At 76.0% G+C, this 19,143-nt stretch carries 17 protein-coding genes; 9 read left to right on the top strand and 8 right to left on the bottom strand.

Annotated elements, in window-relative coordinates:
* Positions 1-7: 7 nt before the first annotated feature.
* A complete protein-coding gene (locus tag LC193_RS07215) occupies positions 8-625 on the bottom strand; it encodes a GNAT family N-acetyltransferase (RefSeq protein WP_226072669.1) in 618 nt (205 codons plus the stop codon).
* An 89-nt stretch (positions 626-714) separates the two neighbouring features.
* Between LC193_RS07215 and LC193_RS07220 the strand changes: the two genes are divergently transcribed.
* The gene (locus LC193_RS07220; RefSeq protein WP_226072671.1) at positions 715-1,008 is read left to right on the top strand and encodes a putative quinol monooxygenase; all 294 of its coding nucleotides are present in this window, start codon (positions 715-717) and stop codon (positions 1,006-1,008) included.
* A gap of 67 nt (positions 1,009-1,075) precedes the next feature.
* On the opposite strand, the gene LC193_RS07225 is transcribed toward LC193_RS07220, so the two are convergent.
* The 4 genes from LC193_RS07225 to LC193_RS07240 all read right to left on the bottom strand — a co-directional run bounded on the left by LC193_RS07225 (position 1,076) and on the right by LC193_RS07240 (position 5,880).
* Positions 1,076-2,329, bottom strand: a complete 1,254-nt coding sequence (locus tag LC193_RS07225; RefSeq protein WP_226072673.1) for an NAD(P)/FAD-dependent oxidoreductase — start codon at positions 2,327-2,329, stop codon at positions 1,076-1,078.
* Between the two features lie 95 nt (positions 2,330-2,424).
* Positions 2,425-3,699, bottom strand: a complete 1,275-nt coding sequence (locus LC193_RS07230; protein WP_226072675.1) for a deoxyguanosinetriphosphate triphosphohydrolase — start codon at positions 3,697-3,699, stop codon at positions 2,425-2,427.
* A gap of 272 nt (positions 3,700-3,971) precedes the next feature.
* A complete protein-coding gene (locus tag LC193_RS07235; RefSeq protein ID WP_226072677.1) occupies positions 3,972-5,168 on the bottom strand; it encodes a macrolide family glycosyltransferase in 1,197 nt (398 codons plus the stop codon).
* Between the two features lie 58 nt (positions 5,169-5,226).
* A complete protein-coding gene (locus tag LC193_RS07240; RefSeq protein ID WP_226072678.1) occupies positions 5,227-5,880 on the bottom strand; it encodes a CatB-related O-acetyltransferase in 654 nt (217 codons plus the stop codon).
* Positions 5,881-5,977: 97 nt separating this feature from the next.
* Here LC193_RS07240 and LC193_RS07245 point away from each other — a divergent pair, with 97 nt between their 5' ends.
* The gene (locus LC193_RS07245; protein WP_226072679.1) at positions 5,978-6,604 is read left to right on the top strand and encodes a TetR/AcrR family transcriptional regulator; all 627 of its coding nucleotides are present in this window, start codon (positions 5,978-5,980) and stop codon (positions 6,602-6,604) included.
* Positions 6,605-6,968: 364 nt separating this feature from the next.
* On the opposite strand, the gene LC193_RS07250 is transcribed toward LC193_RS07245, so the two are convergent.
* Entirely contained in the window at positions 6,969-7,712 is a 744-nt protein-coding gene (locus LC193_RS07250; RefSeq protein ID WP_226072680.1) for a sirohydrochlorin chelatase, read from the bottom strand.
* A 161-nt stretch (positions 7,713-7,873) separates the two neighbouring features.
* Between LC193_RS07250 and LC193_RS07255 the strand changes: the two genes are divergently transcribed.
* The 3 genes from LC193_RS07255 to LC193_RS07265 all read left to right on the top strand — a co-directional run bounded on the left by LC193_RS07255 (position 7,874) and on the right by LC193_RS07265 (position 12,164).
* Positions 7,874-10,021 carry a molybdopterin oxidoreductase family protein gene (locus tag LC193_RS07255; protein ID WP_226072681.1) on the top strand — a complete coding sequence of 716 codons (2,148 nt, stop codon included), beginning with the start codon at positions 7,874-7,876 and terminating at the stop codon, positions 10,019-10,021.
* A gap of 83 nt (positions 10,022-10,104) precedes the next feature.
* Positions 10,105-10,473, top strand: coding sequence for a cupin domain-containing protein (locus LC193_RS07260; RefSeq protein WP_226072682.1), 369 nt, complete (start codon positions 10,105-10,107; stop codon positions 10,471-10,473).
* Positions 10,474-10,631: 158 nt separating this feature from the next.
* Complete coding sequence (locus LC193_RS07265; RefSeq protein WP_226072683.1) at positions 10,632-12,164, top strand: bifunctional phosphatase PAP2/diacylglycerol kinase family protein; 1,533 nt, start codon at positions 10,632-10,634, stop codon at positions 12,162-12,164.
* Here LC193_RS07265 and LC193_RS07270 read toward each other — a convergent pair.
* Entirely contained in the window at positions 12,076-13,074 is a 999-nt protein-coding gene (locus LC193_RS07270) for an AraC family transcriptional regulator (protein WP_226072684.1), read from the bottom strand. The two genes, LC193_RS07265 and LC193_RS07270, sit on opposite strands and share 89 nt — an antisense overlap.
* A 125-nt stretch (positions 13,075-13,199) precedes the next feature.
* Here LC193_RS07270 and LC193_RS07275 point away from each other — a divergent pair, with 125 nt between their 5' ends.
* Complete coding sequence (locus LC193_RS07275; RefSeq protein ID WP_226072685.1) at positions 13,200-14,018, top strand: NmrA family NAD(P)-binding protein; 819 nt, start codon at positions 13,200-13,202, stop codon at positions 14,016-14,018.
* 46 nt (positions 14,019-14,064) lie between these two features.
* Here the strand turns inward: LC193_RS07275 and LC193_RS07280 are convergent, their stop codons facing one another.
* Complete coding sequence (locus tag LC193_RS07280) at positions 14,065-14,607, bottom strand: GNAT family N-acetyltransferase (protein ID WP_404819365.1); 543 nt, start codon at positions 14,605-14,607, stop codon at positions 14,065-14,067.
* 259 nt (positions 14,608-14,866) lie between these two features.
* Here LC193_RS07280 and LC193_RS07285 point away from each other — a divergent pair, with 259 nt between their 5' ends.
* Genes LC193_RS07285 through LC193_RS07295 form a run of 3 tightly spaced genes read left to right on the top strand, consistent with a single transcriptional unit; the run spans position 14,867 to position 19,123 of the window.
* Positions 14,867-16,150 carry an NAD(P)/FAD-dependent oxidoreductase gene (locus tag LC193_RS07285; RefSeq protein WP_226072688.1) on the top strand — a complete coding sequence of 428 codons (1,284 nt, stop codon included), beginning with the start codon at positions 14,867-14,869 and terminating at the stop codon, positions 16,148-16,150.
* Between the two features lie 4 nt (positions 16,151-16,154).
* Entirely contained in the window at positions 16,155-18,788 is a 2,634-nt protein-coding gene (gene nirB / locus LC193_RS07290; protein WP_226072690.1) for a nitrite reductase large subunit NirB, read from the top strand.
* Positions 18,785-19,123 (top strand): nitrite reductase (NAD(P)H) small subunit, encoded by a 339-nt coding sequence (locus LC193_RS07295; RefSeq protein WP_404819366.1) that lies wholly within the window; start codon positions 18,785-18,787, stop codon positions 19,121-19,123. The genes nirB and LC193_RS07295 overlap by 4 nt, the downstream gene beginning before the upstream one ends.
* Positions 19,124-19,143: the final 20 nt, after the last annotated feature.

Below are 19,143 nucleotides of genomic sequence, written 5' to 3' on the forward strand. Positions count from 1 at the left end.
AGGCCGTTCACGCCCCGGTCGGGCGCGTGAACACCAGGTGCGGGCCGACGCCCTCGATCTCGAACTCCTCGCCGGCGACCGTGAAGCCCTGCCGCTCGTAGAAGCCGCGGGCCCCGACGCGGCCGTTGCACCACAGGAGGCCGGCGCCGAGCGCGGACGCCTCCGCGGCAGCCGCGGCGAGCACCGCCGCGCCGTACCCCAGGCCCCTGACCTCGGGCGCCGAGGCCATGCCGCGGAACCGGTACGCCGCGACCGCGGTGCCGGGCAGCGGGTCGGGGAACAGCGTGATGCAGGCCAGCACGCCCGGCGCGTGGGGGCCGTACGCCGCGAGGTGGCGGGTGTCGGCCCCGCCGTCCTCGGGGAACTCCGCCGTCGCGCGGTCGAGTCCGGGCCGCAGCACGCGGTGCCGCAGCGCGAAGATCTCGGCCAGGTCGACCACGGCGGTGCGGACGCCGCCCGCCCCGGCCTGCTCGTCGGTGCCGGTCGCCCCGGTGTCGAACGCCATGGCCGCCACCCTAGACGCCGTCCCGGCCGGCTCGAACGCCAGGTCACCGGCGCGCACGCCCGGCCGGGGCCCGGCGTGGTCGCGCGGCGCCGCGGGCCGGGCGATGAGTCGCGCGGACACCGGAAGTCCCCATCCGCGGGGCGCGGCCGTCCGGCCGGTCCCTGCCGGGGGCCGCGTCCCCGGCAGGCGCGAGAGAAGGGAAGAACGGCATGTCGGTGATCGTCGCCGGTGCGGTGCATGTGGCCGCCGAGGACAGGGACCGTTTCATCGAGGAAAACCGCACCGTCGTGGAGGCGGGCCGCAGGCACCCGGGCTGCCGCGACCTGTCCCTCTCACCCGACCCGGTCGATCCCGGGCGCGTGAACCTCTTCGAGCACTGGGAGTCGCAGGCGGCCCTCGACGCCTTCCGGGCGGTGGCCCCGCGCCCCTCCGTGTCCGTCGGGATCGTGGGCGACCAGGTGCTCAAGCACGAGGTCGCGCGCACCGGGCCGCCCTTCGGCTGACGGACGGCTGACGGACGGCTGACGGACGGCCGAGGGGTCCCGCCGGAACGCCCCGGCCGTGCCGCCGTCACGCCGCGGTGAGCGAGCCGAGCGGCGCGGCCGGGTCGGCCAGCGCCTCGGGGTCGACGGGCCGGCCCTCGCGGATCAGGTGCGCGACGGCTTCGGTCGCGCCGGGGACGTTCATGCCGAACGCCGCGAGCACCCGGTTCTCGCGCAGGCAGAAGGCGAGGAACGTGTGCGCGCCCGCGTCGCCGCGGAAGACCACGCGGTCGTAGGAGCCGGGCGGCGCCCAGCCCGAGTATTCGAGCCGGGTCCCGTACTGGTCGGAGAAGAAGTACGGCACCCGGTCGTGCGCCACGTCGAGCCCCAGCATCGCGCGGGCCGCCGCGGGGCCCGAGTGCAGGGCGTTCGCCCAGTGCCCGACCCTGCGCCGCGCGCCGCCGGGGGCGGCGACCGCCGCGACATCCCCTGCCGCGTAGATCCGCGGGTCGCTGGTGCGCAGGGCGGCGTCGACGGCTATGCCGCCGCCGCGCGCCAGCGCGAGGCCGGCGTGCGCGGCGAGCGCGGAGCGCGGCGTCACGCCGGTCGCGGCGAGCACGGCGCGGGCGGGCAGCTCGCACCCGTCCTCGGTGCGCACCCCGGCCACCATGCCGTCGCGCCCCGTGACGGCGGCCGGCCGGGTGCCGAAGCGGAACGCCACGCCCCGCTCGCGGTGCAGCGCGGCGAGCACGGCGCCGAGCTCGGGCCCGAGCACGCCGTGCAGCGGGGTCGGGTCCTGTTCGACGACGAGCACGTCGGTCCCCAGCGCGCGGGCCGCCGCCGCGACTTCGAGGCCGATCCAGCCGGCGCCCGCGACCACCAGCGGCGCCCCCGCCCCGGCCCGGCTGGTGAGCACGCCCCGCAGGTGGTCGGCGTGCGCCAGGCGCCGCAGGTGGTGCACCCCGGCGAGGTCGGTGCCCGGGATACCGAGGCGGCGCGGCTCCGCGCCGGTGGCCAGCAGCAGCGCGTCGTACGGCAGCCGGGTGCCGTCGCCCAGGCGCACCTCGCGCGCGGTCCTGTCGACGGCCACGGCGAGCTGGCCGAGGTGCAGTTCGATGCGGTTGGTGGCGTACCAGGAGGGCTCGTGCACCAGCAGGCTGCCGCGCCCGGCCAGGCCGGTGAGGTAGTCCTTGGAGAGCGGGGGGCGTTCGTAGGGGTGCTCGTGCTCGTCACCGATGAGGATGACCCGGCCGTCGAAGCCCTCCTCGCGCAGGGTCTGGGCCGCCTTGGCCCCGGCCAGTCCCGCGCCGATGATGACGAAGGTTCGGTGTGTACCGTGCACGCGGTGCCTCCCGGTCAGGTTCGCCGTCGCCAAGGAGCCTGCCCGACCGCGGGCGTGGCCGGAAGAGGGCGGGCGGGTCGGGAGCGGGGGGCCGTTCAGCCGGTGGCCAGGCGCGCGTGCAGGGCCCTGGCGCTCGCGTCGGTCAGGGCGGCGAGCTGGTCGACGATCACGCGCAGCCGTTCCGCGTCGCTGCCCGCGGCCTCGAAGAGGGCGAGGTACTGCGCGTCGAGCCCTTCGGGCGCGCGGGCGATCAGCGCCTCGGCCAGCTCGGTGAGCAGCGCGCGCTGCGCCTCGCGCAGCCGCTGCTGCTCGGGCCGCCGCATCACGTGCACCTCGGCCACGGCCTTGAGCACGTCGCACTCAAGGCGCGTGGCCTCGGGAACGACGACGTCGGCCGCGTACCGGCCCAGCGGGCCGGGGCCGTGGCGCTCGCGCGTGGCGCGTTCCACGGCGAGGCAGAAGCGGCCGATGAGCTGGCTGGTGGCGTTCTTCAGGCGCGCCTGCGCGAGCGCGCCGCCGTCGTAGGCGTGCGGCCACCACGCCTGCGAGGTCAGCCGGTCCAGGGCGGCGGCGAGCGCGTCCTGCTCGGTACCCGGCGGGGCGTAGCGGCGGGCCGCGACCGCGCAGACCTCCTCGCGCTCGGGTCCGGAGCGCAGCGCCGCGGGCGCGAGGTGGCCGGCGTGCAGGCCGTCCTCCAGGTCGTGCACGGAGTAGGCGACGTCGTCGGCCCAGTCCATGACCTGGGCCTCGAAGCACCGGCCGCCCTCGGGCGCGCGCTCGCGCAGCCACGAGAACACCGGCAGGTCGTCGGCGTACGCGCCGAACTTCGGCGACGCGGGGTCCGCGGGGTGCGCGCCGCGCGGCCACGGGTACTTGGTGGCCGCGTCGAGGGTGGCGCGCGTCAGGTTGAGGCCGACGGGCCTGCCGTCGGTGCCCGCGAAGCGCTTGGGCTCAAGGCGGGTCAGCAGCCGCAGCGACTGCGCGTTCGCCTCGAACCCGCCGCAGGGGGCCGCCACCAGGGCGAGGACGCGTTCGCCGTTGTGGCCGAACGGCGGGTGGCCGAGGTCGTGCGCGAGGCACGCGGCCTCGACGACGTCGGGGTCGCAGCCGAACGCCGCCCCGAGGTCGCGGCCGACCTGCGCGCATTCGAGGGAGTGGGTCAGGCGCGTGCGGGGGGCCGCCTCGGCGGCGGGCACCTCGGGCGCGACGACCTGGGTCTTGCCCGCCAGGCGGCGCAGCGCCGCGGAGTGCTGGACCCGCGCGCGGTCGCGCTGGAACGCGGTGCGGCCCGGGCGCTTGTCGGGCTCCGGGTCCCAGCGTTCGGCCGCGTGCGCGTCGTACACGGCGGCGGGCTCTCGAACGGCGTGCATGTCAGGAACGGTAGCCCGCCGCCCGCCCCGGCGGCGCGCCGGGCAGCGCAGGCGCCCCTCGGCCCTGTTCCCGTACAGGCCGCTGGTTCTCTTCGGGCTGGCTACCGACATGGGCATCAAGCGGGTCGCGGTGACGGGCGAGCACAGCGAGTCCGAGGCGACGGCGCGCCGGGTGCGGCACCTGTTCGCCAACCGGGCCGACATGCCCGCCGCGCCAGGTACACCTCCTCGGATGAGGACGGCGCCAGCCGGGGAAGGGAAACGGCAGTGCTTCAGAACGCGGGGCCCTCGGCGGTGGCCAGCGTGTTCTCGATGAGGTCGGCGGCGCGCGGGGTGCCGCCCTCGGCCCGGGCGGCGGCCCGCAGCTGCTCGGACCGGTCGACGCGTGCCGGATCCGTGACCAGGTCGTGCAGCGCCGCGCGAAGGGTCTCGGCGGTGGCGTCAGCGGTGTCCACACGGCGGGCGACGCCGAGTTCCACGAGCCGGTCGGCGTTCATGAACTGCTCGGCTCCTTGCGGTACGGCGATCATGGGAACGCCGGCGAGGAGCCCTTCGCCGCAGCCGCCCATGCCGGCGTGGGTGACGAAGGCGTCGGCCTGTTCCAGGATCGCCCGCTGCGGGACCCAGGAGTGCACTTCGACGTTGGGCGGGAGGGTGCCGAGTTCTTCGGGGTCGGTGTGCTTGCCGATCTGGAGCACGACGTGCCAGCCGGGCAGGTCGCCGAAGGCCGCGATGCACTGGCGGTAGAACGCGGGCTGAAGCGTGTACGCCGAGCCGAGCGAGATCAGCAGAACGTTGTCCGCGGTCGCCGGGCGGTTCCAGCCGTCCGTATCCGCCCGGGTGTCGAAGCAGGGGCCGACGAAGGTCACCGTGTCGGTGTCGACTCGGTCGGCGTGCGGCTGCATCGCTCGCGGGATCAGGGCGAGGGCTCGGGCGGGTGGGCCGGAGAACGTGTCCACGTCCGTGGTGGTCGCACCGCAGTCGGCGAGCCACCGTGCGAACCTGTCCCGGTACGCGTCGGCGCCGGGCAGCTTCCGCAGATGCGCCGCGACTTCCTCCTGGTAGCCGTCCCAGCCGACGAGTGTCGGGGACAGCTGTACGAGGGGACGGCCCTGGGCTTCGGCGAGGGCGCGCGCGGCATAGGCGCCGATGTCGTAGAGGTACAGGTCGGCCGGATCATGGTCGTAGGCAGCGCGCAGTTGCGGGAGCGCCTGGACGGCGTCGTCGAGGAAGAGGCTCGCCGCCGCGATGGGATCGGCAGGCCAGGCGTTGTCCTCGACGGGCAACGTGGAGGTGCAGGGCACCAGCTCCGCGCCGGCCGCTTCGATCCGGTCGGACACGAACGGATCGTTGGCGTAGGTGACCCGGTGCCCGCGGTCCACCAGCTCACGGATGAGCGCGAGGCTGGGCAGGACATGGCTGACGATGGGGACGCCGACCATCGCGACATGGGCGCGGGGACAGGACATGGGCGATCACTCGTTTCCGGCGCGGGACGGGTCCGGGCGGTGTGGCGAGGACGCGATGTCAGGGCTGGTCGATCTGCGCGGCGGCCTCCTCCAGGGAGGCGACGGTCCCCGACATGATCGTCCGTACATGCCTGGTGAGGTGCTGCACGGGCCAGTCCCACCACGCCACGGCGAGAAGCCGGTCGACGTCCGCAGCGTCGTAGCGGGTGCGGATGAGCCGGGCGGGGTTGCCGCCGACGATGCCGTAGTCGGGGACGTCGCCGGTGACCACGGCGCCGGCGGCGATGATCGCGCCGTGGCCGATGCGTACACCGGGCATGACCGTGGCGCCGTGGCCGAACCACACGTCGTTGCCGACGACTGTGTCGCCCCGGCCGGGCAGGTCGGTGATCAGGTCGAAATGCTCCGCCCAGGAGCCCCCCATGGTGGGGAACGGGAAGGTGGAAGGACCGTCCATGCGGTGGTTGGCGCCGTTCATGATGAACCGGGTGCCCGTCCCCAGCGCGCAGTACTTGCCGATGACAAGCCGCTCGGGGCCGTAGTGGTACAGGACGTTGCGCGTCTCGAACGCGGTCGGGTCGTCCGGATCGTCGTAGTAGGTGAAGTCGCCGACCTCGATCAGCGGCGACTTCACCAGCGGCTTGAGCAGGAGCACGCGCGGGTGCTCGGGCATCGGGTGGAGCACGGTGGGGTCGGCGGGAACGGGCTGCATCGTGGAGGCGGTTCCTCTCAGTGGCCTAGAGCGACAACCGTCGCATTAAGATGGTGTCACGCCCCTGCCGCCTTGATCAACCGGATACTGGGTGCCGATGACAGACCCACTGGACACGACATCGGACCGCCGTCCGGGCGGTCGCACCGCCCGCATCCGCGCCCAGGTTCTCGATGCGGTGCGCGCCGAACTCGCTGAAGGCGGTCACGAAGGACTCACGATGGAGGGTGTCGCGACGCGCGCCGGAGTGCACCGCGCCACGGTCTACCGGCGGTGGCGCGATGTCGGCGGCCTGCTCGCCGACGTCATCGACGCCGCCGGCGAAATCGACTGGCAGCCGCCGAACACCGGTTCTCTGCACGCCGATCTGACGGCCCTCAACCAGGAGATCCAGGAGTCCCTGGTCGTACAGCCGTCGTTCGCCGTCGCCCTGATGGCCGCCTCGTTCCACTCCGAACAGGCCGCGCGGGCCCAGACGCGACTGTGGACGGACCGGTACGCCCAGTGCGAGATCCTCGTCGAGCGCGCCATCGAGCGCGGTGAACTCCCCGCACAGCACACGGACGCGCGGAGCCTGCTGATCGCCGCCACGGCGCCGCTCTACCACCAGCTGGTGCTCCTGCGTGCCGATCCGGACCCGCAACTCCCGAAACGGGCCGCCGAGGCGGCAGTCCTGGCGGCTGCCGCGGGTGCCTTCTCCGCCCGTCGGGAAGAGAGCGTGTGATCGAGGAGACAGGGAGCGAACGCAAGCGCGATCAAGAGCGCGACAGGACCCGGATCACGGTCCGGCACCCCTGGTTCGGACATCAGGGAGCACGTACAACTGCTGAGGGCCCACCTACGGCGGCGGGCGGCCGGGGCGCGCTCGGCGACGTGCCGGGCGACCGGGTCCACACCGGTGCGACACCACACTGGTGGCCCGTCAGCGAACGGAAGTCCGATGAGCCGACCCCGAGGCGGAACGGCTTCTACCGCCATGCGCCCACCACTGACCCTCGCCCGAGGTCCGGCCCCGGGCATCACGCAGCGCCGCAACCCCTTGGCCGTAGCTGTACGAGAACAGGGCCCCCTCGGGGGCGCGCCGCCGCTCAGCCGGTGGCGGCGAGCACGGTACGCGCCGGGCGCGGGCGGGTGAGCGCCGCCCTGGCCTGGTCGTAGCGGTGCAGCAGCAGGCGGGCGAGCGCCGGGTGCGCGCCGAGCGGCGCGGCGACGACGCCGGGCGCCGCCTCGGCGCAGCGCGTGGCGAACAGGCCGGGCGCGACGAAGCACGAGGCGACGGCGATCTCGCGGTGCCCCGCCTCCCGCAGGGCCGCGACGGCCTCGGGCACCGTCGGGGATGCGGCCGACGCGTAGGCGGGCAGCACCGGGGCCCCGCCCAGGCGCGCGGAGAGCATCGCGGCGGTGTACTCGGTGCCGGCCGCCGACTCCGGGTCGCGGGAGCCGGCCGCGGCCAGGACCACGGCGCCGCCGCGCCGGTGGCCCGCCTCGGCCAGCCGGCTGTGCAGGGCCTCGGCGAGCAGCGGGTGCGGCCCCAGCGACCCCGCGGTGGCGACGTTCAGGTGCCCGGCGCCCGCGAGGACGCGCGGGATGTCGCGCTTGACGTGGTACCCGCGGCCGAACAGCAGCGGCACGAGCACCGCCTCGCCCCGCAGCCCGGCGAGCGTGTCGGCGAGCAGCGGCCGGTCGGTCTCCAGGTGCCCCACCTCCACGCGCGTGCCGGGCCGCAGCGCGCGCACCAGTCGCAGCAGGGCCTGGACGGCCCGCTCCGCCCCGGGGTCGGGCGAACCGTGTGCGACGGCGACCAGGGCGGGCTGCGGGCGGGCTGTTCTCATGCGGCCAGCCTGCGCCGTCCGCGTTGCGGACGTGTTGCGCCGCTGTCACGGGCGGCGGCACGCTCTCCTCACCGGCCGCCGGGCGGCCGGCTGAGCCCGCCGCCGCGCCCGGGTAACGCGGCCGGTCCCGGTCCGTAACACGCGCGACGCACCATGCCCGCATGAGCAGCACTGCCGCGACGGACACCCACTGCCCCTACTGCGCGTTGCAGTGCGGGATGGCCCTGCGCCCAGCGCCGGGCGCGCCCGGCGGCCTCGACGTGGTGGAGCGGACCGCGTTCGAGGTGAACCGCGGCGCCCTGTGCGGCAAGGGCCGCACCGCTCCCCACGTGCTGGCCGCGGGCACGCGGCTGACCGGGCCGCTGGTGCGCCGCGAGCGCTCGGGCGAACTGGAGCCCGCGGGCTGGGACGAGGCGCTCGACCGGGTGGCGGCCGGGCTGAGGGGGGTCAGGGAGCGGTACGGGCCCGACGCGGTCGGCGTGTTCGGCGGTGGCGGGCTGACCAACGAGAAGGCGTACACGCTGGGCAAGTTCACCCGGCTGGTGCTCGGCAGCTCGCAGATCGACTACAACGGCAGGTTCTGCATGTCGTCGGCCGCGGCGGCCGGCACCCGCGCGTTCGGGCTCGACCGCGGCCTGCCGTTCCCGCTCGCCGACATCCCGCGCACCGGCTGCGTGATCCTGGTCGGCTCCAACCCCGCCGAGACGATGCCGCCCGCGCTGCGCTACTTCACGGAGCTGCGGGAGAACGGCGGCACCCTCATCGTCGTCGACCCGCGCCGCACCAGGACCGCCGAGCAGGCCGACCTGCACCTCGCGCCGCGCCCCGGCACCGACCTGGCGCTCGCGCTCGGCCTGCTGCACCTGGTGGTCGCCGAGGGCCGCACCGACGAGGAGTACATCGCCGCCCGCACCACGGGCTGGGAGGAGGCGCGGGCCGCCGCCATGGCGCACTGGCCCGAGCTGGTCGAACGCGTCACGGGCGTGCCGGTGCCCGAGCTGCGGGCGGCGGTGCGGATGTTCTGCGCGCCCGAGGCCGCGATGGTGCTGACCGCGCGCGGGCCCGAGCAGCAGTCCAAGGGCACGGACACGGTCGGCGCGTGGATCAACCTGTGCCTCGCCACCGGCCGCGCGGGGCGCCCGCTGTCCGGCTACGGCTGCCTGACCGGGCAGGGCAACGGGCAGGGCGGCAGGGAGCACGGCCAGAAGGCCGACCAGCTGCCCGGCTACCGCATGCTGGCCGACGCGGCCGACCGGGAGCACGTCGCCCGCGTGTGGGGCGTCGACCCCGGCGTGCTGCCTGGCCCTGGGCGCAGCGCCTACGAACTGCTCGACGCGCTGGGCCGCGACACGCCCGACGGGGTGCGGGCGCTGCTGCTGATGGCCTCCAACCCGGTGGTGTCGGCGCCGCGCGCCGCGCACGTCGAGGAGCGCATGCGGGCGCTTGACTTCCTCGCCGTGTGCGACGTGGTGCTCTCGGAGTCGGCCGGGCTCGCGGACGTCGTCCTGCCGGTGACGCAGTGGGCCGAGGAGACCGGCACCCTGACGAATCTGGAGGGCCGCGTCCTGCTGCGCCGCAAGGCGGTGGAGCCGCCGCCCGGCTGCCGCAGCGACCTGGCGGTGCTGAACGCGCTGGCCGCGCGGCTCGGTTGGGAGAAGGGCTTCCCCGTGGACCCCGAGGAGGTGTTCGAGGAGCTGCGGCGCGCCTCGGCGGGCGGCAGGGCCGACTACTCGGGCATCACCTACCGGCGGATCGCGCGGGAGGACGGGGTGTTCTGGCCCTGCCCCGAGCCGCCGGCCGGCGAGGCCGCCGCGCCGCACCCGGGCACGCCGCGGCTGTTCCTCGACCGGTTCGCCACGCCCGACGGGCGGGCCAGGTTCGCGCCGGTCGCGCACCGGCCGGCCGCGGAGGAGCCCAGCGCCGAGTACCCGGTGCTGCTGACCACGGGCCGGGTGCTCGCGCAGTACCAGTCGGGCGCGCAGACCCGCGGGGTCGACGAGCTGAACGCGGCGGCGCCGGGACCGTTCGTGCAGGTGCACCCGCGGCTCGCGGAGCGCATCGGGGCGGCGGAGGGCGACCGGCTCGCGGTCGTCTCGCGGCGCGGCCGGGCGGTCGCGCCCGCCCGCATCAGCCGGGACATCAGGCCGGACACGGTGTTCATGCCGTTCCACTGGCCGGGCGAGGGCCGCGTCAACACGGTGACCAATCCGGCGCTCGATCCGACGTCGCGCATGCCGGAGTTCAAGGTGTGCGCGGTGCGGGTCGAACTGGCCGGGGAAGCCGCGCCGGACGGGGCCGGCCCGCGCTGAACCGGCCGCGGCGGCCGTGCCTGCGGCGCGGGCCCTCGCCCGTCCGGGTTGCGGGCGGCCCGTGGCGCGGCAGCATGGGTGGCATGACTGACCTCACCCAGCTCGCGGACCGGCATCTCTCCCTGGCGCGCGAGGCCGACCACGGCCGCAGCGCGCATCTCTTCCTGCACGACGGCCCGTTGCGGCAGAGCGTGATCGCCCTGGTGGCCGGCGCCGAGCTTGAGGAGCACAACGCGCCCCCCGCGGCCAGCCTGCTCGTGCTGCGCGGGCGGGTGCGGCTGAGCAGCGCGGCGGGCGACACGGACCTGGGCGCGAGCGAGGTGATGGCCGTCCCGCAGGCGCGGCACGGCGTCACCGCGGTCGAGGACGCGGTGGTGGTGCTGACCTCCGTCACCGCCCACCAGGAGCCCGTCGTCGTGCACGACACGCGCCGCACGCCCGGCGCGGCGTAGTGCCGCGCCCGCGCGCTTCCGCGGCGCGGGCGCGCGTTCTCGGGGACACGCTGCCGCGCGCCGGGGCGAACGCCCGGGAGTCCCGCCGTCCTTCCGGGGTAGGCGGCAGGGGCGCGCGCGGACCGGCCGCGCGCGGTTGGGCGAAGGGGGCGGAGGTCATGGGACGGTTCGGCCGTCTGGACCGGCACATCTTCGAGCGGGTCGCAGCGGCCCACCCGCCCGCCGTCCAGTCCGTGCTGCCGCGCCTGAGCCACGCGGCGAACCACGGGCGGCTGTGGCTCGGCACGGCCGCCGTCCTGGCCGCCGGCGGCCGGCCGGCGCGGCGGGCGGCGTTCCGGGGCGTGGCCGCGCTCGCCCTGGCCTCCGTCACGACGAACACGATCATCAAGTACGCCACGCGGCGCCGGCGGCCCCTGATCGACTCGGTCCCCCTGGCCCGCAGGCTCGCGCGGCAGCCGCTGACCCCGTCGTTCCCCTCGGGGCACTCGGCGTCCGCGGCGGCGTTCGCCACCGGCGTCGCCCTGGAGTCGGGCGCGCTGGGCGCCGCCGTCGCCCCCGTGGCCGCGGCCGTCGCCGGCTCGCGCGTCTACGTGGGCGTGCACTACCCGTCGGATGTCGTCGCCGGGTGCCTCATCGGCGCGGGCGCGGCGCTGGCCACCGTGCGCTGGTGGCCCAGGCGCCCGTCACCGGCCAGGCTCGTGCACCACGGCGCCGAGGCGCCCGCGCTGCCCGAGGGCGAGGGCCTGGTCGTGGTGATCAACGAGGGCGCGGGCCCGGGCGCGGCCGACACCGACGCGGAGCGGCTGCGCGCGGTGCTGCCGAAGGCGGAGATCGTGCAGCGCTCGGGCGAGGACGACCTGGACGCGCTGCTCGACGAGGCCGCCGAGCGCGCGGCCGGGCTCGGCGGCGCGCTCGGCGTGTGCGGCGGCGACGGCAGCGTCAACGCGGCAGCCGCGCGGGCCGCCGCGCACGGCCTGCCGCTGGCGGTCTTCCCCGGCGGCACGCTCAACCACTTCGCGCTCGACACGGGCATCCGCACGTTCGCCGACACGGGCGAGGCGGTCGCGGAGGGGAACGCGATCAGCGTCGATCTCGCCCGTGTCCGCCCGGTGGACGGCGCGGAGGGCCCCACGCGGCCCTTCATGAACACCTTCAGCATCGGCCTGTACCCCGACCTGGTCCGCATGCGCGAATCGCTGGAGAACCGCATCGGGAAGTGGCCCGCGGCGGCCGTTTCGCTGGCCAGGGTGCTGCGGACCGGCCGGCCCGTGGAGATCGAGCTGAACGGGCAGCCGCACCGCCTGTGGCTGCTGTTCGCGGGCAACGGCCTGTACTCGCCCGAGGGGTTCGCGCCCGCGCACCGCACCCACCTGGACGACGGGCTGCTCGACGTGCGCATGGTGTTCGCCGACAAGCCGCTGGCGCGCACCCGGATCGTGCTCGCCGCGCTCACCGGGACGCTGCCGCGCTCCCGCGTGTACGCGGCCTCGCGGCTGCGCTACCTGCACCTGTCGAAGCTCGGCCCCGGCGGCAGCCTGGCCGTCGACGGCGAGGCGCACCCGGCGCCGGAGGCGCTGCTGCTGGAGAAGCGCCCGGGCAGTCTCACCGTCTACCGGCCTGCGCGCCCGGGGAGCGAGCCGCTTCCCTGCGCCGCCCGCCCGCCCGCTCCGCGCGGTACGCGGCGGGGCTGACGCCCCGTTCCCGCTTGAACGCCGTGCTCAGCGCGAACCCGCTGCCGTAGCCGACCCGGCGCGCCACCGCGTCCACCGTGAGGTCCGGCTCGCCCAGCAGCTCGGCGGCCAGGTCGAGCCTGCGGGCGGTCAGGTAGGCCATCGGGGGCTCGCCGACCAGCGCGGCGAAGCGCCGGGCCAGCGCGGCCCGCGACACCCCGGCGCGCGCGGCGAGCGCGGGCACGGTCCACGGGTGCGCGGGGTGCTCGTGGAGCAGCCGCAGCACCGGGCCGACCACGGGGTCGCCGTGCGCCCGGTACCAGCCCTTGGCCGCCCCGGACCGGGCGAACCAGGCGCGCAGCACCGAGACCAGCAGCAAGTCGAGCAGCCGGTCGAGCACGAGGTCCTGACCCGGCAGGTCACGCCCGACCTCGGCGCCGAGCAACGGCAGCAGCGGCGCGTCGAGTTCGCCGTCCCGCAGCACGAGCACGCGCGGCAGGGCCCGCAGCAGCCGGGAGCCGACCTCGCGGGGCAGCTGGTAGGAACCGATGAGCAGCGACGTGGCGTCGGTCCTGCCCTCCCCCGCGCCGAGGCCCCAGGTGCGGACGCCGGCGTCGAGCGCGTCGCACAGGTCCGTTCCGTCCGGCGCGACGCTGCACCCGCCTGGCAGGACGTCCGCCCCCGGCTCGGTGGCCGGGTCGTCCGCCACGACGTAGGGCTCGGGGCCGCGCACCACGGCGACGTCGCCGACCGCCAGGCGCACCGGCCCCCGCTCCCCGGCGTCGATCCACGCGGTGCCGCGCGTCGGCGCGAGCAGCGTCAGCGGCGCCTCGTCCCTCACCCGCACGGCCCACGGCGGGGCGAGGACCGCCCGCAGCAGGAACGCCCCGCGCGCCCTCGGCCCGTCGAGGAGACTGGTCAGCGCGTCCATGCCGCAGAGCGTAGCCGCGGCGCCCCGCGGGGCCGGGGCCGCCCGCGGCGCCGTAGCCTGTCGCGCATGCGGGTGAGCCGCACAACGATGTCCCGCACCGGCCGGCCCGGGACATCGTGGGGGCCATGACGCACACCGGAACCATCCTGATCACCGGCGGCACCGGCAAGACCGGCCGCCGCGTCGCCACCCGCCTGCCCGGCGCGCGGGTGGCCTCGCGCGGCGGCACACCGCCCTTCGACTGGCACGAGCGCGCGACCTGGGAACCGGCCCTGGCCGGCGTGGAGGCCGCCTACCTGAGCTACTGGCCCGACATCAGCGCGCCGGAGGCGGCCGGAACGCTGCGGGCGTTCGCGGGGCTGGCCGCCGCACGCGGGGTGCGGCGGCTCGTGCTGCTGTCCGGTCGGGGCATGGACAGCGCGGCGGAGGCCGAGGCCGCGGTGCGGGAGAGCGGAACGGAGTGGACGATCCTGCGCGGCAGCTGGTTCTGCCAGAACTTCAGCGAGGACTTCCTGCTCGACCCGGTGCGCGCCGGGGAGTTCACGCTGCCGGCGGCCCCCGGCGTGGTCGAGCCGTTCATCGACGCCGAGGACATCGCGGACGTGGCCGTGGCCGCGCTGACCGGCGCCGGGCACGCGGGCCGCACCTACGAGCTGACCACGGGCCGCGCCCTGACCCTGGAGGAGGCGGCGGCCGAGATCGGCGAGGCCGCGGGCCGGACGGTCGCCTTCCGCGCCGTCGGCCGGGACCAGTACGCGGACGACCTGACCGCGCAGGGGCAGCCGCCCGAGATCGCGCGGCTGCTGGCCGGGCTGTTCACCGACGTGCTCGACGGCCGCAACGCGGCCGTGTCGGGGGACGTCGCCGCCGTGCTCGGCCGCCCGCCGCGCGACTTCTCCGACTTCGCGCGGCGGGCGGCGGCGGCCGGGGCCTGGGCCGGCTGACCTCCCGCGGGGGCGGCGCACCCGGTGCCCCCTGCCTGACCGCACGTCACCACACGTCGCCGTCGCGCCAGTCGCAGACCAGCTCGGCGGTGCGGTCGAGGGCCGCCCCCACCGGGAGCACGTACACGCCGCCGTCGTCCTCCTCCGTGCGGGCTATGCCCATGGGGGTCAGCGCGAACGTCGGCCCCAGCCAGGGCAGCCAGCCGCGGGCGGCGTACAGGCCGCGGGCCTCCTCGGAGGTGGACAGGGCGCCCAGCTCGTAGGCGCCGCGGATCACGCGTTCCACCGCGGCCATGAGCGACCGGCCGTGCCCGCGGCCCCGGTGGCCGGGTCTGACCCCGACGCCCTCCACGTAGCCGGCGCGCAGGGCGCGCCCCCCGTACAGCAGGCGGCGCTGGACGACCGAGGCGTGGCCGACCAGTTCGCCCCGCGACCACACCAGGGCGTGCACGCCCCCGAGGCCGTGGTCCCAGTCGTGGTCGGCGAAGTCCCCTGCGAACGCCTCGTCGAGGAGGCCGCGCGCCGCGGCGAGCGTCGCGGCGTCCAGGTCGGCGGTGTGGGCGGTGCGTACCTCGGTCATGCCGGCCATCCTCGCGTGCCGGGCGGGCCCGGTGGTGCCCGGTGGGGCGGGGACGGGGGCGAACGGAATCGTGCGGGGGCGGCCGGGCGCGCGCGAGTGGCGCGGCCCGCCGGACGGGGGCGCACAGAAGCGCGGGGAGGTCCGTACGGGCCCGCACGGTCACGGCCGCGCGGGCTCACAGCACGCCCGGCGGCGCGCTGAGGGCAGCGTTGCCTGCGGGAAACGGTCGTGATGCCGACGGGTAACAGCCTCGCCGCACGCTCGGGGCATGAGGACGACGAGGCGTGTGGTGGTCGTGGGCGGCGGCATGGCCGCCGCGCGGCTCGCGCAGCAGCTCGGCGGCGTGCCGGAGGCCGCCGTGACGGTGCTGGGCGAGGAACCGCACGCGCCGTACAACCGCGTGCTGCTCGCCGAGGTCCTGGCCGGCCGGTACGCGCCCGAGGTGATCGCGCTGCCGCGGCCCGCGCCAGGCGTGGCCTGGCGGGCCGGGGCGCGGGTGGCGCGGATCGACCGGTCCGCGCACCGGGTCGTGTGCGAGGACGGCACCGAGGAACGGTACGACACGCTCGTGCTCGCCACCGGCTCGAACCCGGTGCTCCCGCCGCTGCACGGCCTGTTCGGCCCCGGCGGGGCGGCGGCGGGCGTGCACGCGTTCCGCACCCTGGAGGACTGCCTGGCGCTGGGCCGCGCGGTGCGCGAGGGCACCCCCGCGGTGGTGATCGGCGGCGGGCTGCTCGGCGTATCGGCCGCGCGCGCCCTGGCCGCGCGGGGCGCGCGGGTCGTGCTCGCCCAGCAGGGCGAGCACCTGATGGAACGGCAGCTCGACGCCGGGGCCGCGGCCCTGCTGCGGGCCCACCTGGTCGAACTCGGCGTCGAGGTGCACACCGAGTGCCGCGTGCGCGGGGTGCGGACCTCAGGCCGGGGCGGCCGGGTCACGGGGGTCGACCTGGCCGACGGGTACCGGCTCGACGCGGACGTCGTGGTGCTCGCCTGCGGCGTGCGCCCGCGCACCGGGCTGGCGCGGGAGGCGGGCCTGGCGCTGGGGGCGCGCGGCGGTGTCGTCGTCGACGACGCGCTGCGCACCCCCCAGGACCCGGACGTGCACGCCCTCGGGGACTGCGCGGAGCACGACGGCGTGCTCTACGGCCTCGCCGGAGCCGCCCAGGACCAGGCCGACGCGCTGGCCCGGGTGCTGTCGGGCGAGGAGGGCGCCGGCTACGCCGGTACCCGCGCGCTGATCCGGCTGACGCTCCCCCAGTACGCGCTCCCGGCGCACGCCCTGCCAGGCGCCCCTCGGCCCGCGGGGGCCGGACCGCTGGACGTCGCCGCGTTCGGGCAGACCACCCCGCACCCGGGCGACGACGTCGTCCAGCTGGCCGACGCCACGCGCGGCGCCTACCGCAAGATCGTCGTCCGGGGCGACCGGCTGCGCGGCGGAATCCTGGTCGGCGACCTGGGCAGCGTCGGCACGCTCGCCCGCGCCTGGGAGGGCGACGAGGCCCTGCCCGCCACGCCGCTGCTCCACCTGCTCACCCACGACGGAGGGTACTGACGCCATGACCACCGGAGAGCCCACCGGAGCGTCCACCGGCACGGGGACGATCGTGCTGATCGGCCACGGCATGGTCGGCCAGCGCTTCCTCGAAGAACTCGCCGAGCGCGGGGTCACCGAGCACGCCCGCGTCGTGGTGCTGTGCGAGGAGCCCAGGCCCGCCTACGACAGGGTCCACCTGACCTCCTACTTCTCCGGGACCAAGCCCGAGGAACTGTCCATGCTGCCGGAGGGGTTCACCGAGCGGCACGGCATCGAGCTGCGCGTGGGCGACCCGGCCGTGTCCATCGACCGCGCCGCACGCGTGGTCACGGCGCGCTCCGGGCTGACGTTCCGCTACGACACGCTGGTCCTGGCCACCGGCTCCTACCCGTTCGTCCCGCCGGTCCCCGGCAAGGACGCCGCCGGCTGCTTCGTGTACCGGACCATCGAGGACGTGCTGGCCATCGAGGACTACGCGCGCACCGCGCGCACCGGCGTCGTCGTCGGCGGCGGGCTCCTCGGCCTCGAAGCGGCCGGCGCGCTGCGCGGGCTCGGACTCGACACGCACGTCGTGGAGTTCAACGAGCGGCTGATGGCGCTCCAGGTCGACGAGGGCGGCGGCGCCGCGCTGCGCCGCACGGTCGAGGACCTGGGCCTCACCGTGCACACCGGCGTCGGCGGGCGGGAGATCACCACCGACGCCGGCGGCGCGGTCACCGGCATGGTCCTCTCCGACGGCTCCACGGTCCCCACCGACCTCGTGGTCTTCTCGGCGGGAGTGCGGCCCCGGGACCAGCTCGCGCGCGACGCCGGTCTTGAGACGGGCGAACGCGGCGGCGTCGTCGTCGACGAACGCTGCCGCACCTCGGACCCGGCCGTCTACGCGATCGGCGAGTGCGCCCGCGCGGCGGACGGCATGGTGTACGGCCTGGTGGCGCCCGGCTACGAGATGGCCACCACCGCGGCGGACGCCATCGCGTGCGCGCGGCGCGGCGAGACGGCGGGCGCGCCGTTCCTCGGCGCCGACACCTCGACCAAGCTCAAGCTGCTCGGCGTGGACGTGGCGTCGTTCGGTGACGCGCACGGCCGTGCCGCGGGCTGTCTCGACGTCGTCTACTCGGACTCGCGCTCCGGCGTGTACAAGAAGCTGGTGGTCGCGCAGGACGGCAGGCTGCTCGGCGGCGTCCTGGTGGGGGACGCCGACGCCTACGGCCTGCTGCGCCCGCTGACCGGCAGCGTGCCGCCGGCCGCGCCCGAGCAGCTCGTGCTGCCCGCCGGCCTGGCACCGCCCACCGCCATCGGCCCGGCCGCGCTGCCCGACGAGGCGGTCGTCTGCAACTGCCACAACGTCACCAAGGGCGCCATCAGGTCGGCCGTCACCGACCAGGGCTGCGCCACCGTGCCCGAGGTCAAGCGCTGCACGAAGGCGGGCACCGGCTGCGGGAGCTGCCTGAAGGTCCTGGGTCAGCTGGTGGCCGACGAACTGGCGGCGGGCGGCGTCGAGGTGGACACCGGGCTGTGCGGCTGCTTCTCGCACACCCGGCAGGAGCTGTACGAGATCGTCCTCGCGCTGCGCGTCACCAGCTACCGGCAGCTGCTCGACGACCACGGGCGGCCCGAGGCGCGCGGCGGCGACGGCTGCGAGACGTGCAAGCCGACCGTCGCCTCCATCATCGCCTCGCTCGCCCCCGCGATCGGCGCCGACGGGTACGTCCTCGACGGTGAGCAGGCCGCGCTCCAGGACACCAACGACCACTTCCTCGCCAACCTCCAGCGCAACGGCTCCTACTCGGTCGTGCCCCGCGTGCCCGGCGGCGAGATCACGCCGGAGAAGCTGATCGTGATCGGCGAGGTCGCCCGCGACTTCGGGCTCTACACCAAGATCACCGGCGGGCAGCGCATCGACCTGTTCGGCGCGCGCGTCGACCAGCTGCCGATGATCTGGGCCCGCCTGGTCGACGCCGGTTTCGAGTCGGGCCACGCCTACGGCAAGGCGCTGCGCACCGTGAAGTCGTGCGTGGGTTCGACGTGGTGCCGCTACGGCGTGCAGGACAGCGTGCGGATGGCGATCGACCTGGAGCTGCGCTACCGCGGGCTGAGGTCGCCGCACAAGCTGAAGTCGGCCGTGTCCGGCTGCGCGCGCGAGTGCGCCGAGGCCATGGGCAAGGACTTCGGCGTGATCGCGACCGCGAACGGCTGGAACCTGTACGTGGGCGGCAACGGCGGCGCCACCCCGCGGCACGCCGACCTGCTCGCGCAGGACCTGTCCGACGCGGAGCTGGTGCGGCTGATCGACCGGTTCCTGATGTTCTACATCCGCACGGCCGACCGCCTGGAGCGCACCTCGGTCTGGCTGGAGCGGATCGAGGGCGGTCTCGCACACGTCAAGGACGTGGTCGTGCACGACTCCCTCGGCATCTGCGACGAGCTTGAGGCGCTGATGGCCGCGCACGTCGCGCACTACCGCGACGAGTGGGCCGAGACGCTGAAGGACCCGGAGAAGCTGCGCCGGTTCGTGTCCTTCGTCAACGCGCCCGACGCGCCCGACCCGAGTGTCCGCTTCGTGCCTGAACGCGACCAGGTGAAGCCGGATCTGACCATCCTCGCCGGGCCGGTCCTCCCGGTTCGCACCCTCGAAGGGAGCAACGCGCCGTGAACGTGGAGCTGGAAGTGGCGGACGGGCGGTGGGTGGCGGTCTGCGGGCCGGCCGACCTCACGCCGGGGCGCGGGGTCGCCGTGCTGCTGCCGGACGGCGAGCAGGCCGCGGTGTTCCTCGACCGGCACGGGCGGACGTACGCGATCGGCAACCGCGACCCGTTCACCGGCGCCTACGTCCTCTCGCGCGGCCTGGTCGGCTCGACGGGCAACGGCGGCAGCCCGTTCGTCGCTTCCCCGCTGCTGAAGCAGCGGTTCGACCTGGTGACGGGCACCTGCCTCGACGACCCGGCGCCGGACCGGTCGGTGCCGGTGTTCGCGACGCGCCGCGCGTAGCCGGGCGGCCGGGTCAGGGC

Origin of the sequence: Streptomyces marincola (assembly GCF_020410765.1) — a bacterium.
GTDB lineage: Bacteria > Actinomycetota > Actinomycetes > Streptomycetales > Streptomycetaceae > Streptomyces > Streptomyces marincola.